The sequence below is a fragment of the Acidicapsa acidisoli genome (genome assembly GCF_025685625.1).
Lineage (GTDB): Bacteria > Acidobacteriota > Terriglobia > Terriglobales > Acidobacteriaceae > Acidicapsa > Acidicapsa acidisoli.
In genome coordinates, this window is sequence record NZ_JAGSYI010000002.1 from 68,379 (window position 1) to 80,341 (window position 11,963).

Annotated in this window: 9 protein-coding genes; 7 read left to right on the forward strand and 2 right to left on the reverse strand. The window is 57.3% G+C overall.

Translation table 11 applies throughout. The features are described 5' to 3' along the window. Positions 1-71 precede the first annotated feature (71 nt). From OHL23_RS10430 to OHL23_RS10440, 3 genes are all read left to right on the forward strand, one after another. The gene (locus OHL23_RS10430; RefSeq protein ID WP_263351827.1) at positions 72-509 is read left to right on the forward strand and encodes a YciI family protein; all 438 of its coding nucleotides are present in this window, start codon (positions 72-74) and stop codon (positions 507-509) included. 57 nt (positions 510-566) lie between these two features. Next, positions 567-1,883 (forward strand): RNA polymerase sigma factor, encoded by a 1,317-nt coding sequence (locus OHL23_RS10435; RefSeq protein ID WP_263351828.1) that lies wholly within the window; start codon positions 567-569, stop codon positions 1,881-1,883. Positions 1,884-2,080: 197 nt separating this feature from the next. Next, positions 2,081-2,392 carry a hypothetical protein gene (locus tag OHL23_RS10440; protein ID WP_263351829.1) on the forward strand — a complete coding sequence of 104 codons (312 nt, stop codon included), beginning with the start codon at positions 2,081-2,083 and terminating at the stop codon, positions 2,390-2,392. Here OHL23_RS10440 and OHL23_RS10445 read toward each other — a convergent pair. Continuing rightward, entirely contained in the window at positions 2,353-2,931 is a 579-nt protein-coding gene (locus tag OHL23_RS10445; RefSeq protein ID WP_263351830.1) for a hypothetical protein, read from the reverse strand. The two genes, OHL23_RS10440 and OHL23_RS10445, sit on opposite strands and share 40 nt — an antisense overlap. 366 nt (positions 2,932-3,297) lie before the next feature. After that, complete coding sequence (locus OHL23_RS10450; protein WP_263351831.1) at positions 3,298-4,941, reverse strand: OmpA family protein; 1,644 nt, start codon at positions 4,939-4,941, stop codon at positions 3,298-3,300. A 1,737-nt stretch (positions 4,942-6,678) separates the two neighbouring features. On the opposite strand from OHL23_RS10450, the gene OHL23_RS10455 reads away from it, so the two are divergent. The 4 genes from OHL23_RS10455 (at position 6,679) to OHL23_RS10470 (ending at position 11,804) form a co-directional block, all read left to right on the forward strand. After that, a complete protein-coding gene (locus tag OHL23_RS10455) occupies positions 6,679-8,004 on the forward strand; it encodes a homocysteine synthase (protein ID WP_263351832.1) in 1,326 nt (441 codons plus the stop codon). After that, positions 8,001-9,236, forward strand: a complete 1,236-nt coding sequence (metX, locus tag OHL23_RS10460) for a homoserine O-acetyltransferase MetX (protein ID WP_263351833.1) — start codon at positions 8,001-8,003, stop codon at positions 9,234-9,236. Before OHL23_RS10455 ends, metX begins: the two co-directional genes overlap by 4 nt. Positions 9,237-9,417: 181 nt before the next feature. Beyond that, positions 9,418-10,755 carry a hypothetical protein gene (locus OHL23_RS10465; RefSeq protein ID WP_263351834.1) on the forward strand — a complete coding sequence of 446 codons (1,338 nt, stop codon included), beginning with the start codon at positions 9,418-9,420 and terminating at the stop codon, positions 10,753-10,755. A 14-nt stretch (positions 10,756-10,769) separates the two neighbouring features. Continuing rightward, a complete protein-coding gene (locus tag OHL23_RS10470; RefSeq protein ID WP_263351835.1) occupies positions 10,770-11,804 on the forward strand; it encodes a hypothetical protein in 1,035 nt (344 codons plus the stop codon). The last annotated feature ends 159 nt before the right edge of the window (positions 11,805-11,963 follow it).

An 11,963-nucleotide genomic window follows, 5' to 3' on the forward strand; every position in this document is an offset into this window, starting at 1 on the left:
GGCGATCCAACTGCGCTCTCAATCTGAGTTCAAGGCATCCAAGCATCGCTCAACCCAAAGGAGATTTCGCAATGCGATTCATGGCCATAATCAAAGCAAACCCAGAGACAGAAAAAGAAGGCTTCCACCCCGATCCACAGATGCTGCAGGATATGGGCAAGTTCAACGAAGAGCTCATGAAGGCCGGCGTCGTGCTCGCCATGGATGGCCTCCATCCAAGCTCTAAAGGCGCGCGCGTCAAATTCTCCGGCAACTCTCGTATCGTCGTCGACGGCCCTTTCACCGAGACCAAGGAGCTCATCGCCGGCTTCTGGATCCTGAAGGTCAAGTCGCTCGAAGAGGCCATCGAGTGGGTCAAGCGTGCCCCCAGCGGCGGCCCGGACGACTACGAAATAGAAATCCGCCAGATCGGAGAGATGGAAGACTTCGCATCCATCCTGACGGAAGAGGAGATCCAGTACAAAAAAGCGAAACGGGCTGAGCTCCCGAATCAGACCTTCAACAATTAGGCCGCACTTACATCCCCACTTGCATCCATGAATCGAAAGATGATGTGATCGGTAGCAGTGTCCGCTACCGATCCACATCACGTCCCACATCAAGCCCTGCATCGCACCATCGAAGCCGTCTGGCGCATCGAGTCCGCGCGCGTCATCGCCGGACTCACCCGCCTCACTCATGACGTCGGCCTAGCCGAGGACCTTGCACAGGAGGCGCTTCTCGCCGCACTCGAAACGTGGCCGCAATCTGGCGTCCCCGACAATCCCGGCGCTTGGCTGATGACAGCGGCCAAACGGCGCGCGATCGATTCGTTGCGTCGCGGAAGCATGCTCGTACAAAAGCATGAAGAGATTGCCCGCGAGTTGGAGTGGCAACAGGAGCGGCTTGGAGACGCTTTGGAGCACTCGCTTGATCAGGTGATCGATGATGACGTGCTGCGGCTCATCTTTACCGCGTGTCATCCCGTGCTTGCGATGGAAGGACGCATCGCGCTCACGTTGCGCCTGATCGGCGGCCTCACCACTGCGGAAATCGCTCGTGCGTTTCTTGTACCGGAAAAGACGCTGGGCCAACGCGTCTCTCGCGCCAAGAAGACCCTCTCGGAGGCACACGTTCCCTTTGAGACGCCTAGTGGGGACGAGTTGCGTAGCAGGGTTGAATCTGTGCTCATGGTGGTCTACCTGATTTTCAATGAGGGCTACACCGCGACCTCAGGCGATGAATGGATGCGGGCGGCTCTCTCTGAAGAGGCGCTGCGCCTCGGACGCATGCTGGCGCAGCTTCTCCCCGGCGAATCGGAAGTTCATGCACTTGTGGCATTGATGGAGTTGCAGGCATCGCGCAGCACAGCACGCCGCGGCAAAAACGGCGAGGCTATTTTACTGATGGATCAGGACCGCTCCTTGTGGGACCACGCGCAGATCCAACGAGGAATGACCGCGCTCGAACACGCGCAAAGGCTGGGCGGTGGCGCGAAACCCTACGCGTTGCAGGCAGCCATTGCCGCATGTCACATGCGCGCGCGTATCGCCGAAGAGACAGACTGGGACCGTATCGTTCTTCTCTACGACGCGTTGCTGCAAATCAATCCATCGCCAATCGTGGCACTCAATCGCGCAGTCGCCGTCGGCATGGCACAAGGCCCAGCCTCAGGACTCGATGCCCTCGACGCACTCGACGCAGCCGCCACCCTTGCCGGTGACTCTGCGCTAGCCGGGTACCATCTCTTTCCCAGCGTTCGCGGAGACCTGCTCATGAAGCTGGGCAGGCTCTCTGAAGCACGCGAAGAAATCCAACGCGCGATCGCAATGACCAAGAACCTGCGGGAACAGGAATTGCTCGCAAACAGGTTGAAGCAGTTGGAGAAGGCGGCCTCCGTATAGGTGCGGTTCTCTCCGTTGAAACGGGCATGTCGTCGCGGACATTTCTGGATTTACGTGAAATCGCCGATGTGCCCGTCACTACCGGTCTTCGGAGATGTCCAGAAGGTTTTGGATTCCAGATTTGCCGCAGAGGATGGGCCGATCTGGAATATTTCCTTCTTAACTTAGCGCCTATGAGTTAGTGGTCGGGGCTGGGATTGCGACGCGCCATTGGGGCGGGAATCGGCGCGGGTTGCTACTTGGCCTTGCCGCCTTTGCCGACTGCGCTCCAGCCGGTGGCGGCGCTGGGGACGGACTTTGTTCCTGCGGTCGCGGTTTTCACTCCGAGGGATGCGACGCCGATTGTGCCGCTGCCACCTTACCGGCAGTTGGTATCCCTTCGACGGATGAATTTTGTCGGACGATTCTTCCGCCCGATTCTCTATCGGGCGGTTCAGAGAACCGGCCGGGAGGGGCGCGGCGCGCAAGTTCAGGAAGTGACTCTTGGTCCGTCCGCGACCTGGACCTGAACGAGTTCATCGACGAGGGTGCGATAGTTGATCATCGCAGACCGCAGTTCCTCGGTGCTGGCTTCGGCCTTTCCGGGGCGGACGGCGACTCCGTGGGCTGAACGATAGTACTCCATCATGCGGGGATAGTTGACGGAGACGTCTTCGGCGCTTTGTTCGAAGCCGGCTACAGGATAGCCTCGTGCCAGGAGAAGCGCATTTACGAGTTCGTCGGCTTCTGTAACTGCGCCCTTGGGGTGATCGAGGAAGCGGGCTTCGACGGTGTGCCAGTCGGAGACGAAGCGCTCGCGCTGGGATGCGCCGAGTTCGCGGATTTTAAGCTTTTCGACGCGGGATTCGCGAGCTGCGAGGCCGGCTTCGGCTTTGCGTTGGGAGCCATGCTCCTCAACGGCGCGGTCGTATTCGGAGCCGAAGTGCTTGCGCAGTTTGACGGTGTTCCGCTTGCGCTGGACGAGATAGACGGCAACGCAGACTGCGATGACACAGACGGCGACGATCAGGATGGAAATTAAAGTGGGACTGGAAAAGTTTAGCGGCATCGCGTTCTCCTTCAGGAGCGGTGGACTGTCCACGGGGTCATGATATGAATCCCTCGTGGGAAGGCCGTTTGGGTTGAGTCCGCCCGGCTCTATCTGACAGCGAATGTTCTACGAGTCAGTGCTTTTCAGGGACTGACTGTGGATGTTTCCTCTCCATTGCCGGAGCAAAGATCGATCTGCTCCGACGTCCTTCACCGTAGCGGTGTGGATGGTCTACGTCTGAGCACTATGGACCGTTGAGAGGAATAGGGATTTGACTGCGGACAATTGCGAGGCGAGTGCTGGCGCTCAGGCCATTGGAGACGCGTGGTGTAGCCCATCTCCACACATTGAGGATGTGTGGAGATGGGTGCCCGAGAGGTTGGATTAGTTCTGGGGAGTTGCTGGTTGCTGAGTGGAAGCTCGATTGTCAACAGGTTGAGGGGCTGGGGCTGGCGCGACTTGCGACTGTGCGCCGGGAGCGGCTTGCTGGATGCCGATGGCGTCGCCAGAGACTACGAGCTGGACGCGTCTGTTCTGGGCGCGGCCTGCATTGGATGAGTTATCGGCGATCGGGTCGCTCTTGCCGAAGCCGGCTGCGGTGACGTTTCCGTTCTGCACGCTTTGCGATACGAGATAATCGCGTACGCCATCGGCGCGCTGCTCGGAGAGCTTCTGGTTGTATTCATCGGAGCCGATGTTGTCGGTGTAGCCTTCGACTTGCAGCTTGAGGTTGGGGTATGCGAGGAGGATTCCAGAAACCTTGGCGAGTTTTTCGCGGGCTTCCGGTTTCAGCGTGTACTTGTTGAAGTCGAAGAGCACGTCGGACATGTTTACGATCAGTCCGCGGGCTGTTTCTTTGGTTTGCAGTACTGCATTCAACTGCTCTTTGAGGCGTTCGCGCATCTGCTCGGTTTGCGCGGTGGCTTGCTGCGCGCTGGCTTCGGCTGCCTTTTGCGCGTCGCGCGCCTTTTGTGCTCGCGCTTCTGCTTCAGCAGCAGCGGCTTCGGCTTGCGCGCGATGGGCTGCTTCCTGCTCGGCTGCTAACTGCGACTTCTGGGCGTCCGCTTGCGAATTCTGCGCGGATTGTTCGGCGTCTTGCTTTGCTTTTAGCTGGGCGGCTTCGTCTTCCGCTTTCAATTTGCGGATGGTGATGATGCGCGCGTCTTCGGCGGATTGGACGGCCTCGCGGGCGAAGGTTATGGTTTCTTTGCGGTTGTCCTTGTGAAGATCGAGATCCTGGGCGTTCTTGAGCGCTGTCTTGGCGGTCTTCAGGGTGTCGTCGGCGTACTGGGCTGCTCCGGCGGCCTCTGCTATCTGTACTGCATTGACGGCTTCGTAGAGTTCCAGAGGGGAACGCTCGTCGCGGGTGATGGGATTGAGGACAGCGTGGCGTCCCGCTGTTTCGGCGTATGCTCCGCGGGGCAGGAGGGAGTAATGCGCATTTACATGCTCGATTACGCCCTGGGTCTTGTCTTCGATGACGACGTTCTGCACCACGACGATATCGCTGGGCATGGTGACGGCGAAGTAGGGTTCAGCGGTAATGATCAATCCAAACGTTTGCAGGTTCGAGGTTACGGTGATCTGGTTCTTGTCTTTGGAGCCGGTGGGGAGCACTTCGCCGAGGTTTACGGGGCGGCCTTCTGGCGTGATTGCCCACAGAACGTACGTCAGGTACTCGTTGCCGAAACCGTTGGCTGGGGTCAAGCCTTCGAGGTTGGCCTCGATGGAGGTACGGCCTGCTCGAGCCTCAACTTTGGCGGTGCCTTTGGCGTTCGGTAGAAGGCTTGTGCCTTCGAAGGCGATCTTAGTCGAGCTTCTGCGATGGAAATAGTTGATGGCTGGGATGTCGCGGCCTACGACCTGCACCTTGTAGACCGGAATGCCGTCGCGCATCTCGGCCTGACTGAGTGGTCCGGAGCCTTGTTGATTTGGCGTAGTCGTCGGATTTGATTCCTGCGCATTCAACGCTCCGCACATAACCATGGCTAAGATGAGTACACTCGAGTTTCTGAAGTTATTGATCATTTCGGTGTTACTCCTTCATTTGGCGTGTCGCATCCGGATTGGGATGTACAAAGTGTTTGCTTTAGAGACGTGATATCTCCTGCGCTGCCAATTGGTTCGAATGTTAGTCTTTTTACTGCGAAAGTTCTGGGCAATATAGGACAGTGCTTATTTCTATCTATGTTCGATTGTGCTCAGTAACATTGCGGGATTTGGTAATAAATACGTTGGCTAACAAAGCGCTGCACATCTGTATCAAGGGTATTCACCCAAGATTCGAGGTGGGTTTTATTGTGAATTGACTGGGTAAAGCATTCTGGACAAGCTGAACCCTCGGCAATCGTGGATCTTTTCCAACGCTTCCAGATCGGCTTTCAATTTCTCGCGGGCAATTATGAGGAAGCATTTGGGGCAGATTGATTCAATAAATCCGCCTGCAATCGGCCTGTGCGGGAAAGGCTGCTCGTTTCGATCGGCCATGGCTGGCCTCAGTTCTGTGGCTCTAATCCTATTCTAGAGCTGCAGGCTTCAGGATACTCTCGAATCCCAATATTCGGTGATGTTTAATTTTGGCATAAATATACTTCGTCCAGCACTCTCCTGTACGTTGGAAGCTTATTCGCAATTCGCGTGAAAAGATATCAATGGACGCGGGCATTAGGCTCGAACTTGTTTACCGTTCGTCCGATGTATGCCTTTGTCGCAAGGCTCTTAAGCGCAGGACGGATAGCAGCCCGGAGTGTGACCGTTCTCCACAGAGGACGCAACGAACCGGGAATCTAAATATCAGGCAGTGGGAAATATCCGAGAGACGCAAAGTCGAAGGGCGCATATGCCTACTGCCGCAGGAGGAACATTTCAAGAAGTCACCCCATCTCGATGATTTCACTCTTGGATGAATTTTCTAGAACCCCACAGTCTATCGAGGATCTCTAACCGGCAGATGTGGAGTTCTTCTCCGTGCTTCAAATCGCATTCAAGGACTTCCAACGCAACTGTCTGAAAGCAATCGGGGCATAGGGACTCTTGGTCTCCGTCTTCATTTGTACGGTGAAAAAATATGCGTGTAGTGTAGGTCAACGCCAGCCTCTTTTCGTAAAGAACCCTTGGTTAGATGCTCAACTCCAACCAAAAGCCTGTACAGTACAAGAAATCATTCTCAGAGGCTGGACGATCAGCGAAGGCGACCTTCCAAAAGCAACGGTCACGAATGAGGCCGCGCTAGAAATGTGGGAGAGGCTCAAACATTCGTTCAGTTGGGTTAGTCAGCGTAGTTAATACCCGGAATTTAGTAGTGTCTTAATTTTGGTGTAAGTATTCCCTCGTCGGCTAAAGCCGCATACAAGTGTGGCGTTTCAGGAGTAGCTGAAGCTGCACCCCTTTCAAAGCAAAGGCAAATCAGGACCTTAGCCGGGCTTGAGATGATTTGACAATTGCGGTTTGGGGCAGAATACTGATTGAGATGTTGAATCAGAGTCCGATTGTCGCGATTTCCTCTGCCATGTGCTGCTGTATGTGCATGTGTGGCGGGCCCGTGGCTGCGGTTCTGAGACGGCGAATGCGATAAGCGCATAGCAGTTTCAAGCAAAGCGGCCCGGGTCCACAAGGATTCGGGCCGTTTTGCAGTTTGCGGTGGGGAAGAAAAGCAGATCCTTCGCTTTGCTCAGGATGACAAAGTTTGTCCGTCATTCATGACAGAGCTTGTGGGCTGGGTTGAAAAAAGAAACCGAATCTGAAATTCAGAATCAGGAGAATGTGATGTCCGATACGGATCAGGCTAAGCAACATCTTGGAACTCTTGCTGTTCATGCGGGTCAGATGCCTGACCCAACAACCGGCGCTCGGGCGGTGCCGATTTACCAGACTACTTCGTATGTCTTTCAGGATTCGGATCATGCCGGACGGCTGTTCGGATTGAAAGAGTTTGGGAATATTTATACGCGGATCATGAATCCGACAACGGATGTTTTTGAGAAGCGGGTTGCGGCGCTTGAGGGCGGCGTGGCCGGGCTGGCCACGGCGTCGGGGCAGGCTGCGGAGACGCTGGTGATTACGACGTTGGCGGCGGCGGGAGATGAGATCATCTCTACGACTTCGCTGTATGGCGGGACTTACAACCTGTTTCACTACACGCTGCCGCGACTGGGAATTACGGTTCGGTTTGTGGATGCGGACGATTTTGACGGGCTGCGGGCTGCGATCAACGACAAGACCAGGGCGATCTATACCGAGAGTCTGGGGAATCCCAAGCTGGATGTGGTGGATCTGGAGCGGTTTGCCGCGATTGCGCATGAGCATGGGCTGCCGCTGGTGGTGGACAACACGACTCCGTCGCCGGCGCTGGTGAGGCCGATTGAGTGGGGCGCGGATATTGTGGTGAATTCGGCGACGAAGTTTCTGGGCGGGCATGGGACTACGATTGGCGGGGTGATCGTGGATGCCGGGAAATTCGATTGGGCGGCTTCAGGGCGGTTTGCCGAGTTTACGACGCCTGATCCTTCGTACCATGGACTTTCTTATGCGGAAGCGTTTGGTCCGCTAGCCTTTATTTTGAAGGCCAGGGTGCAGGGATTGCGGGATACGGGTGCGGCTTTGTCGCCGTTCAGTTCGTTCCTGCTTCTGCAGGGGATTGAGACGCTGCATCTGCGGCTGGAGCGGCATTCGCAGAATGCTCTTGCCGTTGCGCGTTATCTGGAACGGCATCCCGGCGTGGAGTGGGTGAACTATCCGGGGCTGGAGTCGAGCAAGTTTTATACGCGGGCGCAGAAGTATCTGCCTACGGGGCAGGGTGCGTTGGTCACGTTTGGAATTAAGGGTGGGTACGAAGCTGGGAAGACGTTGATCGATTCGCTGAAGCTGTTTTCGCATGTGGCGAATATCGGGGATGCTAAGTCGCTGGTGATTCATCCGGCTTCGACGACGCATCAGCAGCTTACGGCGGAGGAGCAGGAGTCGACGGGAGTTTCGGCGGAGCTGGTGCGGTTGTCGGTGGGGATTGAAGATATTCGGGATATTCTTGCCGACCTCGACCAGGCGATTGCCAAGGCTACGCCCGGGAAGAGGCAGGAGCTGGTGGCGCAGTGAGCGTTGTGACTCAGTCTGAGACGGAGACTTCAGAACGGACAACGAGTGGAAGCGCAGGCGCTCAAGGTCGAGCGCCTGCGCCGACATACGAGGGAGATTTTGTTCTGGAGGAACATCTGCTGCTCGATTGCGGGCGGACGCTGGCGAATCCAACGCTGCATTACTCGGTCTACGGGCGGCTGAATGCGGCAAAGGACAATGCGGTGCTGGTATGCCATGCGCTGTCCGGCTCGGCGCTGGTTGGGCTTTGGTGGCCGGAGCTTTTCGGGCAGGTTGCCGGATCGGACGCCGGGACTGGTCAGGGTTCTGGCGGGATCGTCGATCTACGGCAGGATTGCGTGATCTGCGTGAATCTGCTGGGATCTTGTTACGGGTCTACGGGGCCGGGTTCGGTGGATCCGGAGACCGGGCAGGTATATGGGCCGGAGTTTCCGCTGATCTCCATTCGCGACAATGTCCGGGCGCAGGCCCGGCTGTTGGACTCGCTTGACATCGCCTCGTTGCGGCTGGTTATCGGAGGATCGATCGGCGGGATGCAGGCGCTGGATTGGGCGATTCTGTTTCCGGAGCGGGTACATCGTGCGGTTGTGATCGGCGTTGCTCCGCTGGGCGCAATGGGATTGGCGTTGAATCATGTGCAGCGGCGTGCGATTCAGAACGACCCGGAGTGGCTGGAGGGAAGATATCTGCCGCAGCGGCAGCCGCAGAGGGGGCTCGCCCTGGCGCGGCAGATTGCGATGCTCAGCTACAAGTCCGCTCCGCTTTTTTCTGAGCGATTCGGTCGGAATCCGAATCGAAACGGCGAAGATCCGTGGGCGCTGGATGAGCACGGGGGTGGTTTGAGAGCCGATGCCGGGTCCGGAGGGCGGTTTGATGTTGCCGGATTTCTGGATTATCAGGGCGAGCGATTTCTGGAGCGCTTCGATGCAAACGCCTATCTGGCGATTCTGAGAACCATGGACACGTGGGAGCCGACGCGGGGATATCGCGACGCACAGGAGGCCTTCGGGAGGATTCGGGCGGAACTGACATTTATCGGTATCAGCTCGGATTGGCTATTTCCCCCGGCGGATGTGCGGCGATTGGCTGAGGCGGTTCGGGAGGTGGCTTGCGGGAACGGAGCGTGTGTGACGTACCGAGAGATGATCACAGACCATGGCCACGACGCGTTCCTGGCGGAACAAGCGGAACTTGTTTTCCTATTACAACCGGAGCATTCCGGGAATGTCTGATTCGCCGCTTGTCACTTCCGGCCTGTGTTTCTATAATCCCCACATCACCGCATGGAAGGCAGGACCCGAATATCGGCTACCCTGGGATCCAGCATCTAATTCTGTTTGGCAGTTGTTGGCAAATCGTTCCCTTGCGCGTGTTGCATCGATTATGATCTTTTTGATCTCCCAGGAGCATTGAATGAAGAAGTTTCTCCTCGCGTCCGTCTTCGCGTCTGCGTCCGCCTCTGTGCTTGCGCTGGCAGGGCTCACACTGGCTACTGCGCCCGCCCTTCTGGCGCAGGCCCCGGCTCCGGCTGCCGGCGACCAGCTCACCATCAAAGATCCTGCGGAGTTCAACGCCTATCAGAATTGCACGACGCAAACCACGCCTCAGGCAAAAGCTTCCGCCTGTGAAGGGTTTCTGACGCAGTATCCGCAGAGCATTGTGAAGAAAGCGGTGCTGAACGATCTGGTCGATGCTTATGCGGCAACTGATCCTGTCAAGACCATTGACACGGCGAAGAAGCTGCTGCAGATTGATCCGAATAACCTGAAGGCGATGTATCTGGTCGCTGCTCTCGAGAAGCAGCAGGCTGCGACCACGCCGGCCCAGGCCCCACAGTTGCTGGACGATGCGGCGGCGATGGCCACCAAGGGCTTGGCGGCGACCAAGCCGGCCGACGTGAAGGACGATGACTTTACGAAGCAGAAGGCTGCCACGGACCCCGTCTTCTATTCGATTCTGTCCAATGATCTGCTGGTTTCGAAGAAAGATCTCCCGGGTGCGGTTGCGGCGTTCCGCACTGAGCTCGAGTACCTGGCGAAGAATAACCCGGACGGCACCACAAAGGCTCCAGGGTTGAACGACACCCTGCTGCTCGGCCAGACGTATACGCAGCTGACCCCTCCGGATTTTGTCAACGGAGTATGGTTCCTGGCGCGTGCCGAGAATTTTGCTCCTGCCAACTACAAACCGGTCATCGATAAGCAGGCCAAGTACTATTACAAGCGCTTCCACGGAAAAGAGGACGGCTTCGACAAGGTTCTCGCTCTTGCCGCGACGACGATCTTCCCTCCGCCGGATTTCAAAATCGACCCCGCCCCGACATCGAAGGACATTGCTGACGGCGTCGTAGCGAGCACGCCGGATCTCTCTACGCTGGCGCTGGCTGACAAGGAATACATTCTTGCCAATGCCTCGAAGGAGAATGCGGAGAAGCTCTGGGCGCTGCTGAAGGACCAGGTCACGCAGATTCCGGGAACGGTGCTGGTCGCCACCGCGAGCCAGATTCAGCTTGCAGTGACCGACGACGCGAAGGCGGACAAGAAGCCCGACTTCACGATCAACATGAAAACGCCGCTGACGGACAAGGAAATTCCGGCAGTGGGCACGGATATCACCAACCTGATCGGAACGTTCGACTCTTACACGCAGAGCCCGGCTCAGATTATTCTGCGCGATGGAGAGCTCCAGACCGCGAAGAAGCCGGCAGCACCTCACAAGCCTTCAGCGGCGCACAAGAAGGCAGCTAGCTAATAGATGGATGGGTTTTGAATCGAACAAATGGGCATGGCGGGGCATCTCTTGCGGATGCCCCGTTTGCTTCTGGGTCCACTCGTTACGGCGACCTCTTTGGGTGGATGGTAAGCTTTAATCCAGATATGAAGGCTTGTTTATTTCAGATTTGGCTTATTCTTGTCGTGTTGGCTGGCCTAGGTTCGTGCTGGCGGGTGCAGGCTCAGACGGCTGCCGGGGCCAATCCCGGGTCTGATCTCGGGACTAATCACGGGTCTAATCACGGGACTGGGGATACACACGGTCTGACTGTAGGAGTGATTCACCCCAGGGAGACGCCTTCGCCGTTTCCACTGGATGCCAGGACTGGGCACGGACAGGCTGGGCAGGCTCTGGAGTTTCGTTCGCCGGAGCGGATGTCGGCGACGGACAGGGAACTGGCAGACGCCAACCAGGCGGAGATCGTCCGGCGAGCGGGCTTGCTGGGCTTCGATCTCCGGAATGATGGCAAAGAACAGGGAAGCTGGGGCTACGAGCAGGCAGTCTGCCCCGTGTTTCCGCAGCACGTGATTCTGGAGTATAGCCGCAACAATGGGCCAGGGGACGTGACGCTGTTCTCGGCTGTGATTCCGCGCGGCGAGGGTCATGTGCGGGTGATTCCGGTGCGGCGGCGCAGCTATTCGCTGTTTACGCCCGCTCCGTCGAATGCGCTCACTATAAACGACTTCAACCACATAGTTCTGGAGGGGCATGACGGTCTCTCGCCTGACTGGCTGACCCTGGGGCTTTGCTACACGGCGTTGGCTGGCGGACATGTACGGGCTGCCCTGCTTGCGCAGACGCCCGGGGCGGAGGTTTATCCGCTGTTGGCTCCTGCGATACTGATCGTTTCCGCCAAAGGGGGCGCAGAGGTCCGCTTTGACGATGAGACTCCGCATACGAAGGCGATGCAATGGAATCTGACATTTGCGCAGAATGGACATCTGCTTAAAGTACAGCACACCGCTTCCCGAGAACTGGTTGAGCGGCCGGTGCCGGGGAGTGCGGTGGAGGTCAAAGGCGCACCGTAAGGGGGCAGGTGGTTGATCTGAGCAGGCCTTGAACAAGCACTGAACAAGCCGGTCAATTAGGAAGATTCACATTCTCTGCTTGTATGGAGCAGCTTGAATAAAGGCAAAGGAGGGGCCTGCAGCAATGGTGGGGTGCTGCAGTGCTGCGCGCAGTCGCGC

Excerpts from the sequence above, each read along its gene's own strand:
- OHL23_RS10430 (WP_263351827.1), top strand. The coding sequence starts at position 72 with ATGCGATTCATGGCCATAATCAAAGCAAACCCAGAGACAGAAAAAGAA.
- OHL23_RS10445 (WP_263351830.1), bottom strand. The coding sequence starts at position 2,931 with ATGCCGCTAAACTTTTCCAGTCCCACTTTAATTTCCATCCTGATCGTC.
- OHL23_RS10450 (WP_263351831.1), bottom strand. The coding sequence starts at position 4,941 with ATGATCAATAACTTCAGAAACTCGAGTGTACTCATCTTAGCCATGGTT.
- OHL23_RS10455 (WP_263351832.1), top strand. The coding sequence starts at position 6,679 with ATGTCCGATACGGATCAGGCTAAGCAACATCTTGGAACTCTTGCTGTT.
- OHL23_RS10465 (WP_263351834.1), top strand. The coding sequence starts at position 9,418 with ATGAAGAAGTTTCTCCTCGCGTCCGTCTTCGCGTCTGCGTCCGCCTCT.